We start from the raw sequence: 14,381 nt of genomic DNA on the forward strand, positions 1-14,381 counted from the left end.
CTTAATTACGCACAGCATGACACTACTTCTAATATATAAGTTTGTAAAATGGTATAGAAAAAACAGACCAAAAGTGTCTATGCCCTAAGATACAACCTCACCATACAAATCAAAATCCTCAGCTTCAATGACCTTAACAGTTGTAAATTCACCTGTTTTAAGGTATGTATTGGTAGCATCAATCAATACCTCGTTATCCACATCTGGCGAATCAAATTCTGTACGACCCACAAAATAATTGCCTTCCTTTCGATCTATTACTACTTTAAATTCTTGGCCTATTTTGGCTTGGTTGAGTTCCCACGAAATTTGGGATTGAATTTCCATAATCTCGTTAGCGCGCTGCATTTTCACATCTTCGGGTACATCATCCTCTAGATTGAATGCATGTGTATTTTCCTCGTGCGAATAGGTAAAACAGCCCAAACGCTCAAAACGCATGTCTTTCACCCATTGCTTTAATGTTTGGAAATCTTCTTCGGTTTCACCAGGATAGCCAACAATTAAAGTGGTTCTTATGGTCATTTCAGGCACTTTTGCCCTAAATGCTTTCAACAGTTTTGTTGTTTTTTCTTGGGTAGTGCCACGACGCATACTTTTCAAAATTGCATCTGAAATGTGTTGCAACGGTATATCAAGGTAGTTGCAAATTTTAGGTTCGCGTTTCATAATATCTAACACATCCATCGGAAACCCTGTTGGGAAGGCATAATGCAGTCGAATCCACTCAATACCATCAACTTTTACAAGATTTTCAAGTAATTCAGCGAGATTTCGTTTTTTGTATAAATCTAGGCCATAATAGGTTAAATCTTGTGCAATAAGAATCAATTCTTTTACACCATTGGCAGCCAATTTTTCGGCTTCAACCACCAAATCTTCTATTGGTGTACTTTTGTGTTTACCACGCATTAGCGGAATAGCACAAAAACTACATGGTCTGTCGCAACCTTCGGCAATTTTTAAATACGCATAGTTTTTTGGTGTTGTGGTTAAGCGTTCGCCTATAAGTTCGTGCTTATAATCGGCACCCAAGGCTTTAAGTAAACTTGGGAGCTCTGTAGTACCAAAATACTGATCTACGTTTGGGATTTCTTTTTGTAAATCGGGTTTATAGCGCTCGCTTAAACAGCCTGTAACAAAAACCTTATCAACTTCTCCAGCTTCCTTTTTTTGCATAAACTCTAAAATGGTGTTTACGCTTTCTTCCTTTGCATTATTAATAAAACCACAGGTGTTAATCACCACAACATTACCGTCTTGCTCGTGTACCACATCTTTACCACTCGCTTTTAGCTGCCCCATTAACACTTCGCTATCGTAAACATTTTTACTACAGCCAAGCGTTACTACGTTGATTCTATTTTTCTTTAAAGTTTTAGTCCGCATGTTCTATAAATCAGTGCGCAAAGATACATAATGATTTATGATTTCTAATTGTGTTCACTTTGGCTTTTAAACCTTTTGTATATTTAACAGTCTAAACTAAAAACTTAATGATGAAAAATCATCCGCTTGCAACAGTCTTAATTGTCGCAATCCTTTGTATAACTTGTGCTTCTGCTGATGACCAACCACAATCAGACCCACCAATAAATGATACTATTTATTTTCCTCCTTTAAATTCTGACACTTGGGAAACCAAAACAATTTCAGAATTGAACTGGAATGAGAACGAACTCCAACCACTATTAGACTTTTTAGACGAAAAAAACAGTAAAAGTTTTATGATACTCCACAATGGTAAAATCGTAGTAGAAGCCTACTTTAATAACCATACAGCAACTTCTCCTTGGTATTGGGCAAGCGCAGGAAAAACATTGACTACTGCCATAACTGGTATTGCCGAGGATGAAGGTTTATTAGATACAAATGATAAAGTCTCTGATTATTTAAACATAGGATGGACAAGTGCTCCTTTAGAAAAAGAAAATCTAATTACCTGTAAGCATTTATTATCAATGTCTTCTGGTTTAGATGATAGCGAGGGTAATGACGTAGAACCTGAAAATCTACTATATATAGCAGACGCTGGCACACGTTGGGCCTATCACAATGTGTATAAAAAATTGCAGGATGTTGTAGCAGCTGCCAGCAACACAACATGGAACAGTTATTTTAACACCAAACTAAAGAACAAAATTGGTATGACAGGTGCTTGGCTAGAGAGTGCCGATTTTAACGTATACTGGAGTAACACCCGAAGCATGGCGCGTTTTGGATTATTAACTTATGCAAACGGCAAATGGGAAGACCAGCAAATTATACCAGAAGCTTATTTAAATGATGCCACAAACACGTCTCAAAATCTCAATTTATCCTATGGATATATGTGGTGGTTAAACGGTAAATCGTCTTACAGATTACCGCAAACACAAATTGTATTTGAAGGAGAACCTATACCCAGTGCACCATCTGATATGTATGCCGCATTAGGAAAAAATGACCAAAAAATTTATGTGGTCCCAAGCAAGAAACTTGTGATTATTAGAATGGGAGACGCTGCCGATGATGAAAACTTTGCACTCTCAAATTTTGATAATGAATTATGGGAAAAAATTAATGCTTTAACTAATTAATTATAGTCTTTTGGTGCTACTCGTGCTTTAGAAGCTTGCTCATATACATAAGCCCACTCTAGTAATTGTTTTTCTTGAAGTCTTTTAGCTATAAACGTTAGTCCTTTTGGTACACCTTTATCTGTATAACCCATTGGCACTGTAATAGCTGGATATTCTGCAACAGCAGCAAAAGCAGCGTGGTAATTGTTTATCGATAAGAATCCATCCAGATTGTGTTTCTGCATTGGTACATCAAAATACTGTTTACCATTTCGACTTAAAGTGTCTTTAATGCGCGCTAAGTATTCAGTATCACCATTATCTGTAACAATGCCTTTAAATAAACTTTGTCCATAAGGCATGGTTTTAATAGAATCCTTTAGATTGAATTCTATAACATCAGAAACTGATCTAATTGGAATATTTTTATTGGCATATGTATCAATGTACGCTGGCAAATCCTTTTTCATATCGAGATTAAGAAGATTTATAAAGTTCGGTAAACCTAATTGCATTTCATCTATCTCAATAATTTCGGCACCTTGTTGCTTTAAAACATCTAGAGCTTTTGCGTACAACGAATCCTCTAACAAACGTTTTGGTGCACCAAAGCGCTTACCGCTTATACTTACATTCTTTAAACCCTTAGTGTAAAAACCAGGCTCCCATAACGCATAGATGGATTTAGAATCAGATTTGTCTTCTCCGTATATTGCATCTAAAACTATGGCATTATCTGTTACCGTTCTGGTAATTGGACCTGCAGTATCTAAAGTTGAAGAAATTGGCACAATACCACTACGACTTACCAAACCAACTGTAGGTTTTAAACCTACTACAGAATTCTGACTTGCAGGCGATAATATAGAACCTGCGGTTTCACTACCAATGGTTACTGCAGCAAAATTAGCTGATACTGCTACTGCACTACCAGAGCTCGAACCGCCTGTATCTATTGTGCGTCTCCCGTAAGGATTTAACGTTTGGCCACCAATTGCAGAATATCCACTAGGACACTCGCCACAAAAGAAATACGCCCACTCGCTAAGATTTGCTTTGCCCAAAATTAAAGCACCTTTTAACCTTAATTGTTTAACAATAAACGCATCATCAGTAACATTATCTTTTAACGCCATTGCACCTGCCGTGGTTGCCATTCCTTTAGCATTAATATTATCCTTTAATAGTATTGGTATGCCATAAATTGGGTGTACATCCCAATCTTGACGATCATCTAAAATCTGTGCTTCTTTTAAGACGTTTGGATTAATAGAAATTACTGAATTAAGTGATAACTTATTTTCACGATCAAACTTACGGATACGATACAAGTAGAATGCAGTTAATTCTAAATAGGTCAGCTTTTCATTTGCAATTTGTTCTTGCAAAAACTGAATATCCTTTTCTAAAACCAAAGGCTTTAAGCGTTTATAATCAGCTTCAGTAAAGTCTTGCATCTGAGGACTGATTTCTGCCCAAATCTCTGCTTTAGTTAGATTTTTTGAATCTAATACCTTAAATTCTGCAAAATCCTTGGTAGAGATGGCATCTAACTCAGAGCGCTCTTTCGCAGTAGTTACCGTAGTTTCAGATTTTGAAATTGGCTCTCGTGCTTCTCGAGATTTATCATCTTTACACGAAAAAACAAAAAGGACAATTGATAAAAAAAGAATGTAGCGCATGGTAAGTATTTTTTATAAAAATACGAAAACCAAGAATAAAAAACCTCATTGGTTTTTACTCCAATAAGGTCTTAATATTTTAGCATATGAGATGCTGAAGCAAGTTCAGCATAACAAACTCTAATTATTATTTAAAAAACGAGTCTACAAACTCATACTTATTAAATACCTGCAAATCTTCAATACCTTCGCCTACTCCAATGTATTTTACAGGAATTTTAAATTGGTCACTAATACCAATAACAACGCCTCCTTTTGCAGTTCCGTCTAATTTAGTCACTGCTAAAGAGGTTACCTCTGTAGCTGCTGTAAACTGCTTGGCTTGCTCAAAAGCATTTTGGCCGGTTGAGCCATCTAAAACCAAAAGTACATCATGTGGTGCATCACCAACTACCTTTTGCATCACACGTTTTACTTTAGAAAGCTCGTTCATTAAGTTGACTTTATTGTGTAAACGGCCAGCTGTATCAATTATAATAATATCAGCCTCTTGATTAACACCAGATTGTAGCGCATCAAAAGCAACTGAAGCAGGATCGCTACCCATTGCTTGCTTTATCATTGGCACTTCTACTCTATCTGCCCAAACTTGTAATTGGTCTATGGCAGCTGCTCTAAATGTATCTGCCGCACCTAGTACAACTTTAAGCCCTTTCTTTTTAAATTGATATGCCAACTTACCGATAGTTGTTGTTTTACCAACACCATTAACACCTACAACCATAAGAACATATGGTGTTTTTTTACCATTATTTTGGACTGGTAATTTGGGAATTGTATAATCGGTTTCTTCGCCAGAATTGGTTTCTGATAATAAACCAGCGATTTCTTCGCGCAGAATTTTATTCAATTCTGAAGTTCCTAAGTATTTATCTCTTGCTACGCGTTCTTCAATACGCTCTATAACTTTTAGTGTTGTATTAACTCCGACATCACTAGTAACCAAAACCTCTTCAAGATTATCTAAAACGTCGTCATCTACTTTAGACTTTCCTGCTACGGCTTTATTTAATTTTGTGAAGAACGATGATTTAGACTTCTCAAGGCCTTTATCTAGGGTTTCCTTCTTTTCGGAAGAAAATATTTTTTTAAAAAAACTCATTTTAATTTATAGTTAAGTAATGTTTTTGACTACGCGCAACATGCTGGTTAAACTTTCTTAACAGTTTATGAAACAATAACCTTGCCCTTAACTTTTAACTGCTAAGTTGTCATTACCTGCCAAATATAGACATAAAAAAACTGCTTTCAAATGAAAGCAGTTCTGTATATTTATACCTGAAAGAGGTTTATTTTTTGTCTAAAAAGTCATTAACAAATTCTGGTGCCATTACTGATTCTACGAACATATAAGCACCTGTTTTTGGTGATTTAACCATTTTTATAGCTTTTGTCAAACGCTTTGATCCTGTCTGTAAAGACGCTACTGATTTCTTTGCCATGATTTATTATTTTATCTCTTTATGAACTGTCATACGCTTAAGTATTGGATTAAATTTCTTAATCTCCATACGATCTGGCGTATTCTTTTTATTTTTTGTTGTAATATATCTAGACGTTCCTGGCATACCAGAAGCTTTGTGCTCTGTGCACTCTAAGATAACTTGTATTCTATTTCCTTTTTTTGCCATTGTAAATTGACTTTAGCGAATGTTTTTATTTGTAAAATCCTTTTGCTTTAGCTTCTTTCAATGCTGCAGAGATACCAATTTTATTGATAGTCTTTAACGCAGATGTAGAAACCTTTAATGTTACCCACTTATCTTCTTCAGGAATATAAAAACGTTTTTTTATCAAGTTTGCATCAAACTTGCGTTTTGTTTTATTCATGGCATGAGATACATTATTCCCAACCATCGCTTTCTTCCCAGTAAGTTCACAAACTCTTGACATTGTATTCTTTCTTTAGGTACGTTATTTTTAAACAGGGTGCAAATTTAGTAAAACTTTATCTTTCAGCAAACATAAAGCACTACTTTTTTAATATTTCTTTTTGTAGCATCTCAAAAGACTTATTGGCAGCTTTCATTATTACCTTATCGCGATGATTTCCAAAGTTAAAAACTTCTGCCTTAACACCTTCCTTAGAAGCAATAGCAATCCATACAGTACCAACCTCGGCATTAGAATCTCCCTTTGCAGGGCCTGCATTTCCTGTGGTACTTATTCCGTAATCCGAATCAAATAATTTTCGCACATTAACAGCCATAGACTCAGCAACCTCTTTACTTACTACGGATTTTGAAGAAATATCCTCTTCTGAAACATTTAGAATATTTACTTTAGAATCTGTGGCATAGCTTACAATACTACCCTTAAAATATTTTGAAGCTCCTTCATTTGCAGTAATTGCTTTTGCGATTTGCCCTCCTGTACAACTTTCGGCAATTGAAATTGTTTTTCCTAAATGACTTAATTGCTTACCAATGATAGCCTCCAAGGATAAATCGTCTTCAAAACCAACAAAAATATCTTCAATTTGCGAAATTAATAATTCAATTTGTTTTTCTAATTCAGTTTCAACAACACTCTTATCCATCGCTTTACCAGACAAACGCAAGCGAACTTTACCTAAATTTGGTAAATAAGCCAGTTTAATAAAATTTGGTAGATTATCTTCCCAAGCTTCTATTCTATTGGCAATAGCACTTTCACCTAGGCCATAGGTTAATAAGGTTTTATGCTTTATATATGGAAACTTGAATTTTGCTCGTAAAGCAGGAAGCACTTCCGTTTTTATTAGTGCCTTCATCTCATAAGGCACGCCAGGAAGAGAAACAAAAACTTTTCCATTCTTTTCTAGCCACATTCCAGGTGCTGTCCCAAATTCGTTTTTAAGCACTTTTGCTTTTGAAGGCACTAAGGCTTGTTGGCGATTTAAATCTGAAATTGGTGTACTGATATACTTAGAAAATAAATGCTCTACATGCTTTAGCACTTCTTCATTTTCAACCAAAGTATCATCAAAGTATTCGCAAATGGTATGCTTGGTAATATCATCTTTGGTAGGTCCTAAACCACCTGTAATAATTATAATATCTGCATTTTCTTCCGCTTCTTTTAAAGCTTTAAGGATATGTTCCTTATCGTCTTGTACAGAAGTAATTTGATAGACCGAAATGCCTATCTTATTAAATTCCTTGCCTAAAAATGCTGAGTTTGTATCTACAATCTGACCAATGAGAATTTCATCACCAATTGTTATTATTTCTGCTTGCATTTATAATCCGAAGTCTGCTTTTATTTCGTTTGTAGCATTCTCTACTGCAGTGAGAACCATTTGTAATTGTGCATCAATATTTTTATCTGCTTGCTCAAATTTTCCCCAATCTTGTACCTCGATTAATTCATCATAAACTCCTAATTCAAACAACTCTATGGTTGGTTTCATTTTGTGAGCAGCCTGATAGGTTTCGTAATAATCACCTTCTGGAACAGCTTTTCGTAAGCGCTCCGCATCTTCTGGAACTTCTTCTATGAAGGCTGCTGCTAAAGCCATAACGAAGTCTTCGTCGTTATCAGCCATCTCGCGTACGCGATTTAATTTATAATGTTCTGCCATTTATTTTATTTTGATTGAAAACATTTCTTGGTCTTCAATATATCCTTTTAATTCGTCGTTTGCAAAAACCTTACCAACTCCGTAAGGTGTTCCGGTAAAGATAATATCTCCAATTTTTAAAGTAAAATATTTTGACACATATTCTATGAGTTCGTCAATCTTCCAGAGCATAAGCTCTGTATTACCAGATTGCACAACCTCATCATTTTTTTTTAAACTAAAATTGATGTTATCTACATTTTTGAAGTTTGATTTTGGCAACCATTTCCCTATCACAGCAGCACCATCAAAGGCTTTTGCTTTTTCCCACGGTAAACCTTTTGCTTTTAATTGGGCTTGGAGATCTCTTGCCGTAAAGTCAATTCCCAATCCTATTTCATCGTAATATTTATGAGCAAATTTCTTATCGATGTACTTGCCTACTTTTTTAATTTTTACCAAAACTTCGACTTCGTGATGGACTTCATCAGAAAAATCTGGAATAAAAAACGGTTGCTTTTTCAATAAAATTGATGTATCTGGTTTTAAAAACACCACAGGATCTGTAGGTTTTTCGTTTTCTAATTCTTTGATGTGGTCTGTGTAATTGCGACCTATGCAAATGAGTTTCATGAAAATTAGATTGTTAGACTGGTTAGATTTAGTTAGATAAAGTTAAGGATATTGCTGGTACTGCCTTCTTTTCACTTTTATAAGTATTAGCCGCATAAAAACGCCATTCACCAGAAATATACGATGCTACCATATACTCTCCTTCATTTTCACAAGTTGCTGAAAATGTAGGTTGATATTTGATACGCTTTTCTTTCTTCTTTTTTTTATCGGTAAAATGAAAAGTTACTTCTTCAGCATTATAAGGGATATACAACCATTCAAAAGCAACGTAAAAACCTTCTCTTGGAAAGAGAATGTCGTAGTTTGAAATATCAACAACAGCTTCCTTTTGTTTCTTTGTTAATTCTACAACGACACTCTCTTTCAAAATATCTTCATGCGGAAGACTGTCTTTTCCTATGGTAAATAGCCTTAATCTAAACTTCGCTTTTTTATTTTTAAAATTTCCAAAGTGAAATTTAACCGACTTCAGAAATTCTGTTTCTTGATAATCTTCGTTGTATGGAAAATACAAAGCCATTATCCATGGGTTTTCTGCTAATGAACCATATCCGTGACATAAATCTGAATCTTCAATTTTGTTTACAACATTAGTTTTCGCCTCAAACTTATCCTTAATGACCACTTCTTCTAAAACCTCTGTTTTAGGTTTCAAAAAAATCTTTTCAGACTTTAGAAATAAAGAAACTGGTATTTTGCTACTTGCATAGCCTAATGATGATAAACTGACCACTTTATTTGTATCATCTTCGTTAATTTCCAAACGAAAGCTTCCGTCATCATTACTAGAGGTACCAACTGTAGATTCTAAAATAGAAATATTGACATAAGGAATTGGCTCGTTAGTTACTTTATCTAAGACTACGCCTTTTGCAACTTGCTGTTGTGAAAAAGTTAAAAATGGGATAAGGATGAATAGAAATTTCATGAAAAAAGCGTATAAGATTCCTGCTTTCGCAGGAAGTTAAGACAATTTATTATTAAACTGACGTAACTTAATTGCAGTTAACACTTTTTTAGTATATAACGGAAAATCTGCATTTAACAACCAACCAAAATAGCCTGGCTCTTGCTCCATAACATCTACCACACGTTTACCTTTGTGCTTACCAAAAGAAAAACATTCTTCCCCTTCTTTGTTGAAAATTAAAAATCCAGCAAAATCTGCAAACTTTTTGCGAGAGCTAAATTCTGCTAAAAACTTGGTGTCATTTTCTAGTTCTTCATAACGCTCTAGCTGCGCTTTTAAAACCTCGTACGTTGCCTTGGTATCTGCTTCTGCACTGTGCGCGTCGTCTAAATTTTTATCGCAATAAAACTTATAGGCTGCGCTTAGTGTGCGTTGCTCCATTTTATGAAAAATGGTTTGTACGTCTACTGCTAAACGATTTTTCATGTCAAAATCAATCTCTGCACGCAACATTTCTTCTGCCAATAGTGGAATATCGAATCGGTTAGAATTGAAACCACCTAAATCTGAATCTTTGATTAAGTTATGTACTTCTTTAGAAATTTCTTTAAAGGTTGGTGCGTCTGCAACATCTGCATCCGAAATTCCGTGAACTTTGGTTACTTCTGGCGGAATTGGAATGGTTGGATTTACCAATTTGGTATAGGTTTCTTCCTTTCCGTTAGGATGAACTTTTAATATTGAAATTTCAACAATTCTGTCTTTTGAAATATTGATTCCTGTAGTTTCTAAATCGAAAAAACAGATGGGTTTGTTAAGGTTGAGTTGCATTTATGTATTCTTTAAAACAAAGGTAATGAGATTTAACATAAAAGACTTTAAATGATTAAAAAAGCTGGCTTGACTTTGTGAATTTAAAAGACTAACTTCGTTTAACGTTGGATATAAGTTACTTGTACTGAGCGTAGTCGAAGTGTTGAAACGACGCATATCCACGAACTATTGTACATAATGCAAAAAATCATCTTACAGATTATCTATTTCAGTTGCTTTATTGTTGTTGGACAAAGCACAAAAGATGATTATGATATCTTCTCAAAAACTATTGATTTTGGAGTTGCAAGTTTCGATACTGATATTGAATTCTACAATTTTGGAGATAGTCGAATGAAGCCATTTAAAACAGTTGTTCTAATGGAAAAATTGGAATTTGAATTTAAGGAAGATCATTTGATGTTAAAGAGTATGAAAAGCGTAAAGAATAAAGATTTAATTGACGCAATACCAGATTTAGATTCTTCATTTACTAACCATCCTAAAATAAATATAGATTCGCTAAAAATAAAATCATTAGAAGTTCATTCTTTGTCAAACAAGTCATTTAAAGAACTACTTGATAATTCAACAAATTCTTATGAAAGACGTTGGAGAAAAATAAATCGGAAATTTAAACATAGTCTTGCAATCGGATTGTCGAAAATAAAATATTATGGAAATTATGCTTCACTCTATTATTGGGTTGATTGTGGAAAATTTGGCTACTGCAAGAATGAATACATAATAGTATTTGAAAAGGTTGATGAAGAATGGACAATACTTGAAAATATAACTCTTTGGATAAGTCCATAAAATCAAAAAGCACTATGTACAACAATAGCTACAAATCATTGTGGTTTTGTGCCACACCAAAATAAAAGTAAAAATCAAACGGCTGGATTTCGGCGTAATAATTCTGTGGATGATTCCACAACGAAACCATAGCCAAAACCGGTAAACGAACTGAATTAAAAACATAAAAAAAGCACAGTCCTAAAACTGTGCTTCTTTTTAGATATGTGAGATGCTGAATCAACACTTCGACACGCTCAGTGCGACAGTTCAGCATGACAAAATTAGACTAGATTTCTCTATTAGAATCCCAAGCTTCAAGATAATCTTTAACTGCTTTAACAAATTGCCCACCTAATGCGCCATTGACCACACGATGATCGTACGAATGCGACATGAACATTTTGTAACGAATACCTATAAAATCACCTTGAGGAGTTTCTATAACTGCTGGCACTTTTCTTATAGCACCTAAAGCCAATATACCTACCTGAGGCTGATTTATAATTGGTGTACCCATGATGCTACCAAATGTACCAACGTTGGTTACTGTATATGTTCCGCCTTGTATATCGTCTGGATTCAGTTTATTTTCTCTGGCTCTATTAGCTAAATCGTTGACCTTTTTAGCCATACCTAAAAGATTTAATTGGTCTGCATCTTTTATAACAGGTACAATAAGGTTACCATCTGGTAAAGCTGCTGCCATACCTAAATTTATATGCTTCTTTTTAATGATACTATCACCTTGAACGGAAATATTCATCATAGGATAGTCGCGTAACGCTTTTGCAACGGCTTCCATGAATATTGGAGTAAAGGTTAAATTCTCACCTTCGCGTTTCTTAAAGCTATTTTTATGCTTGTTTCTCCAATTCCAGATTTCTGTTACGTCAGCTTCAATAAATGACTGAACGTGTGCAGACGTCTGTACAGACTCTACCATATGCTTAGAAATGAGTTTACCCATTCTGGTCATTTCTATAATTTCATCATCACCAGAAGCGACAACTGGTGTTGAAGCTGGTTTTTGTTTTGGTTGACTTGGAGCTTCTGTTTTAACCGTTGCTTTTTGTTCTACAACTGGTTGAGATTTTACTTCCTCTACAGGTGCGGAACTGCGCGATTCCAAATACGATTTAATATCATTTTTAGTAACACGACCATCCTTACCTGTTCCTGGTATGGTATCTAATTCCGCTTGAGAAATTCCTTCTTCCTTAGCTATATTTTTAACTAAAGGAGAATAAAAACGATCGCCCGAAGACATTATTGGCTGTGTAGTTTCTTTTGCAGCTACAACGGTTTGTGCTACTTCTGCTACTGCCTTAGGAGCTTCCTCTTGTTTAGGTTCAGCAGCTTGTGCTTTTACTTCAACATTATCACCTCCTTCAGTTTCTATTACTGCAATAGTTTGACCTACTTGTACGACATCATCAACATCAAAAAGTTTTTCTAGTAGTACACCATCAACTTCACTTGGTACTTCACTATCTACCTTATCGGTTGCAATTTCTAAGACGGCCTCATCAGCTTCAATTGTATCGCCAACCTCTTTTAACCAAGACGTTATAGTTGCCTCTGCAACACTTTCACCCATTTTAGGTAACTTAAGTTCAAACTTTGCCATATCTATAATTTGAAGGTCTTTATTTTAAAATCGAATGCAAAATTAATAAAAAACAGTCTGTTTTACTGATTTTTATTCAATAAAAATTAGAAGCTCACGACTTCTCCTCTACCTGTACTACTATCGCTTCCGAGCATAAAATTACTACTTTTTACCCATATTCTATAGGTGTTTTGGTTTCCAATATTTTTAGTTTTTATAAACTCAATGATAGTTTTGTAACTTAGAAATTCTGAGTCGAAGACTATTTGTGATTCTTTTGTTATATCTGCTAAATCTTTTGAAAACGACAGTGAAGTCGCCATTTTATTTCTTAATTGCTTATTAGGTGCATTAGATATTACCAAAGTTTCCTTTACAATTACTTTACTTAACGTATTTGCAGGTTTTCTCATAGAAGCTAGACCCAATATAACTTTAACAACAGTAGAGATTACAGCATGCTTTTTAAAGTGCTTTTTGTAAAAAATTTCCATAGCGCCATAAAAACGTTTAGCGTACACTTTATCTTTTAGGGTACTCTCGCCTTTGTAATGTATGATGGTTGTCTCTCCAAAAAAATAATTTTTATAACCGGCTTTTAATACTTTATAGGATAAGTCTACATCCTCACCGTACATAAAATAGTCTTCATCAAAGCCACCCACTTCATTATATACATCTCGTTTTAATATCATAAAAGCTCCTACAAGTACAGCTGTAACACCAATATCATTAGGCTTTAAATTAGTATTGTAATAGTTTTTTGAATTTGCTAATAGTTTTTGAAGTGCTACCTTAGGTGTTGGGATATTACGTTTACTTTCTGGAAGAAAATTACCTCTTCCATCGATAAGCTGACATCCTACAATACCTAGATGTGATTTTTGCTCTGCAAAAGCTAAGGTTTTTATAAACGTATCTTCTGCTACTACAGTATCTGGATTAAGAATGCATAAATAATCTCCTTTGGCATGGGCTACACCAATGTTATTACCTTTTGAGAAGCCATGATTTTCCTTATTCTCTATCAGTTTCACATTAGGAAACTGTAATCTGACCATAGCACAACTATCATCAGACGAATGATTATCTACAACTATAATCTCAGCTTCAATATTTGTAATGGCAGCTTCTACACTTCTTAGACAAAGCTCCAAAAAGTAACGCACATTATAGTTGAGTATGACTATGGAAAGCTTCAAAATACGATTACGATTTAAGTGAAGCCTCAAACGGAATACGATCTACAATACTTCTACCCAATGTAATTTCGTCTGTATACTCTAACTCATTACCAGCTGCAACACCTCTTGCTATTGTAGAGGTCTTAACCTTATAATCTTGTAGTTGCTTGAATATGTAAAAATTGGTAGTATCTCCTTCCATCGTTGGGCTCATAGCAAAAATAAGTTCTTTAACGGTGCCCAACTTTACCTTGTTGACAAGCGATGTAATATTTAAATCTTGAGGACCAATACCATCCATTGGTGATATTTTCCCACCTAAAACATGGTATAATCCTTTAAAAGAACTTGTGTTCTCTATAGCCATAACATCTCTAATATCTTCTACAACGCATATGAGTTCTTCGTTTCGATTAGGATTTTGGCATATCTCACAAAGCTCTTTGTCGCTAATGTTATGACACGATTTACAGAAATTAATATCTGCCCTTACTTTAGAGAGTGCGTCAGCCAACTGAAAAGTTTGATGCTCTGGTTGCCTTAACAAATGTAATACTAAACGCAATGCTGTACGCTTACCAACACCAGGTAATTGCGACATTTCGTTTACTGCATTTTCTAAAAGTTTTGAAGAAAATTCCATGAGT

The 14,381-nt window shown here is 34.7% G+C and carries 16 protein-coding genes; 2 read left to right on the forward strand and 14 right to left on the reverse strand.

What is annotated here, in order from left to right; genetic code table 11:
- Positions 1-84 precede the first annotated feature (84 nt).
- Positions 85-1,389: a 30S ribosomal protein S12 methylthiotransferase RimO gene (rimO, locus tag BWZ20_RS04600; protein ID WP_076616967.1), complete on the reverse strand. Its 1,305-nt coding sequence runs from the start codon at positions 1,387-1,389 to the stop codon at positions 85-87.
- A gap of 110 nt (positions 1,390-1,499) precedes the next feature.
- Between rimO and BWZ20_RS04605 the strand changes: the two genes are divergently transcribed.
- Positions 1,500-2,579 carry a serine hydrolase domain-containing protein gene (locus BWZ20_RS04605; protein WP_076616969.1) on the forward strand — a complete coding sequence of 360 codons (1,080 nt, stop codon included), beginning with the start codon at positions 1,500-1,502 and terminating at the stop codon, positions 2,577-2,579.
- Here BWZ20_RS04605 and BWZ20_RS04610 read toward each other — a convergent pair.
- The 10 genes from BWZ20_RS04610 to BWZ20_RS04655 form a co-directional block, all read right to left on the reverse strand.
- Positions 2,576-4,243 (reverse strand): amidase family protein, encoded by a 1,668-nt coding sequence (locus BWZ20_RS04610; protein ID WP_076616972.1) that lies wholly within the window; start codon positions 4,241-4,243, stop codon positions 2,576-2,578. The two genes, BWZ20_RS04605 and BWZ20_RS04610, sit on opposite strands and share 4 nt — an antisense overlap.
- A gap of 127 nt (positions 4,244-4,370) precedes the next feature.
- Positions 4,371-5,345 carry a signal recognition particle-docking protein FtsY gene (gene ftsY / locus BWZ20_RS04615; protein WP_076616975.1) on the reverse strand — a complete coding sequence of 325 codons (975 nt, stop codon included), beginning with the start codon at positions 5,343-5,345 and terminating at the stop codon, positions 4,371-4,373.
- Between the two features lie 187 nt (positions 5,346-5,532).
- The gene (locus BWZ20_RS04620; protein WP_076616978.1) at positions 5,533-5,685 is read right to left on the reverse strand and encodes a DUF4295 domain-containing protein; all 153 of its coding nucleotides are present in this window, start codon (positions 5,683-5,685) and stop codon (positions 5,533-5,535) included.
- 6 nt (positions 5,686-5,691) lie between these two features.
- On the reverse strand, positions 5,692-5,874 hold the full coding sequence (gene rpmG, locus BWZ20_RS04625) for a 50S ribosomal protein L33 (RefSeq protein ID WP_076616981.1): 183 nt from the start codon (positions 5,872-5,874) through the stop codon (positions 5,692-5,694).
- A 25-nt stretch (positions 5,875-5,899) separates the two neighbouring features.
- The gene (gene rpmB / locus BWZ20_RS04630; protein WP_076616984.1) at positions 5,900-6,136 is read right to left on the reverse strand and encodes a 50S ribosomal protein L28; all 237 of its coding nucleotides are present in this window, start codon (positions 6,134-6,136) and stop codon (positions 5,900-5,902) included.
- Positions 6,137-6,215: 79 nt separating this feature from the next.
- The gene (locus tag BWZ20_RS04635; protein ID WP_076616986.1) at positions 6,216-7,463 is read right to left on the reverse strand and encodes a competence/damage-inducible protein A; all 1,248 of its coding nucleotides are present in this window, start codon (positions 7,461-7,463) and stop codon (positions 6,216-6,218) included.
- Positions 7,464-7,805, reverse strand: coding sequence for an Hpt domain-containing protein (locus BWZ20_RS04640; RefSeq protein WP_076616989.1), 342 nt, complete (start codon positions 7,803-7,805; stop codon positions 7,464-7,466). It lies immediately after the preceding gene.
- The gene (locus BWZ20_RS04645) at positions 7,806-8,417 is read right to left on the reverse strand and encodes a fumarylacetoacetate hydrolase family protein (RefSeq protein ID WP_076616992.1); all 612 of its coding nucleotides are present in this window, start codon (positions 8,415-8,417) and stop codon (positions 7,806-7,808) included.
- Between the two features lie 28 nt (positions 8,418-8,445).
- Positions 8,446-9,348 (reverse strand): carboxypeptidase-like regulatory domain-containing protein, encoded by a 903-nt coding sequence (locus BWZ20_RS04650; RefSeq protein ID WP_076616994.1) that lies wholly within the window; start codon positions 9,346-9,348, stop codon positions 8,446-8,448.
- Between the two features lie 36 nt (positions 9,349-9,384).
- On the reverse strand, positions 9,385-10,161 hold the full coding sequence (locus tag BWZ20_RS04655; RefSeq protein ID WP_076616997.1) for a 3'-5' exonuclease: 777 nt from the start codon (positions 10,159-10,161) through the stop codon (positions 9,385-9,387).
- Positions 10,162-10,341: 180 nt separating this feature from the next.
- On the opposite strand from BWZ20_RS04655, the gene BWZ20_RS04660 reads away from it, so the two are divergent.
- Positions 10,342-10,959, forward strand: a complete 618-nt coding sequence (locus BWZ20_RS04660) for a hypothetical protein (protein ID WP_076617000.1) — start codon at positions 10,342-10,344, stop codon at positions 10,957-10,959.
- A 268-nt stretch (positions 10,960-11,227) separates the two neighbouring features.
- Here BWZ20_RS04660 and BWZ20_RS04665 read toward each other — a convergent pair whose 3' ends face one another.
- The 3 genes from BWZ20_RS04665 to recR form a co-directional block, all read right to left on the reverse strand.
- Positions 11,228-12,568, reverse strand: a complete 1,341-nt coding sequence (locus BWZ20_RS04665) for a dihydrolipoamide acetyltransferase family protein (RefSeq protein ID WP_076617002.1) — start codon at positions 12,566-12,568, stop codon at positions 11,228-11,230.
- A gap of 86 nt (positions 12,569-12,654) precedes the next feature.
- Complete coding sequence (locus tag BWZ20_RS04670) at positions 12,655-13,752, reverse strand: glycosyltransferase family 2 protein (protein ID WP_076617005.1); 1,098 nt, start codon at positions 13,750-13,752, stop codon at positions 12,655-12,657.
- A 7-nt stretch (positions 13,753-13,759) separates the two neighbouring features.
- Positions 13,760-14,377, reverse strand: a complete 618-nt coding sequence (gene recR, locus BWZ20_RS04675; RefSeq protein ID WP_076617008.1) for a recombination mediator RecR — start codon at positions 14,375-14,377, stop codon at positions 13,760-13,762.
- Positions 14,378-14,381 lie beyond the last annotated feature (4 nt).

The sequence above is a fragment of the Winogradskyella sp. J14-2 genome (assembly GCF_001971725.1).
Taxonomy (GTDB): domain Bacteria; phylum Bacteroidota; class Bacteroidia; order Flavobacteriales; family Flavobacteriaceae; genus Winogradskyella.

What these genes read in the sequence shown, in the direction of transcription:
- rimO (WP_076616967.1), bottom strand. Translation starts at nt 1,389, where the DNA reads ATGCGGACTAAAACTTTAAAGAAAAATAGAATCAACGTAGTAACGCTT.
- BWZ20_RS04605 (WP_076616969.1), top strand. Translation starts at nt 1,500, where the DNA reads ATGAAAAATCATCCGCTTGCAACAGTCTTAATTGTCGCAATCCTTTGT.
- BWZ20_RS04610 (WP_076616972.1), bottom strand. Translation starts at nt 4,243, where the DNA reads ATGCGCTACATTCTTTTTTTATCAATTGTCCTTTTTGTTTTTTCGTGT.
- ftsY (WP_076616975.1), bottom strand. Translation starts at nt 5,345, where the DNA reads ATGAGTTTTTTTAAAAAAATATTTTCTTCCGAAAAGAAGGAAACCCTA.
- BWZ20_RS04620 (WP_076616978.1), bottom strand. Translation starts at nt 5,685, where the DNA reads ATGGCAAAGAAATCAGTAGCGTCTTTACAGACAGGATCAAAGCGTTTG.
- rpmG (WP_076616981.1), bottom strand. Translation starts at nt 5,874, where the DNA reads ATGGCAAAAAAAGGAAATAGAATACAAGTTATCTTAGAGTGCACAGAG.
- rpmB (WP_076616984.1), bottom strand. Translation starts at nt 6,136, where the DNA reads ATGTCAAGAGTTTGTGAACTTACTGGGAAGAAAGCGATGGTTGGGAAT.
- BWZ20_RS04635 (WP_076616986.1), bottom strand. Translation starts at nt 7,463, where the DNA reads ATGCAAGCAGAAATAATAACAATTGGTGATGAAATTCTCATTGGTCAG.
- BWZ20_RS04640 (WP_076616989.1), bottom strand. Translation starts at nt 7,805, where the DNA reads ATGGCAGAACATTATAAATTAAATCGCGTACGCGAGATGGCTGATAAC.
- BWZ20_RS04645 (WP_076616992.1), bottom strand. Translation starts at nt 8,417, where the DNA reads ATGAAACTCATTTGCATAGGTCGCAATTACACAGACCACATCAAAGAA.
- BWZ20_RS04650 (WP_076616994.1), bottom strand. Translation starts at nt 9,348, where the DNA reads ATGAAATTTCTATTCATCCTTATCCCATTTTTAACTTTTTCACAACAG.
- BWZ20_RS04655 (WP_076616997.1), bottom strand. Translation starts at nt 10,161, where the DNA reads ATGCAACTCAACCTTAACAAACCCATCTGTTTTTTCGATTTAGAAACT.
- BWZ20_RS04660 (WP_076617000.1), top strand. Translation starts at nt 10,342, where the DNA reads ATGCAAAAAATCATCTTACAGATTATCTATTTCAGTTGCTTTATTGTT.
- BWZ20_RS04665 (WP_076617002.1), bottom strand. Translation starts at nt 12,568, where the DNA reads ATGGCAAAGTTTGAACTTAAGTTACCTAAAATGGGTGAAAGTGTTGCA.
- recR (WP_076617008.1), bottom strand. Translation starts at nt 14,377, where the DNA reads ATGGAATTTTCTTCAAAACTTTTAGAAAATGCAGTAAACGAAATGTCG.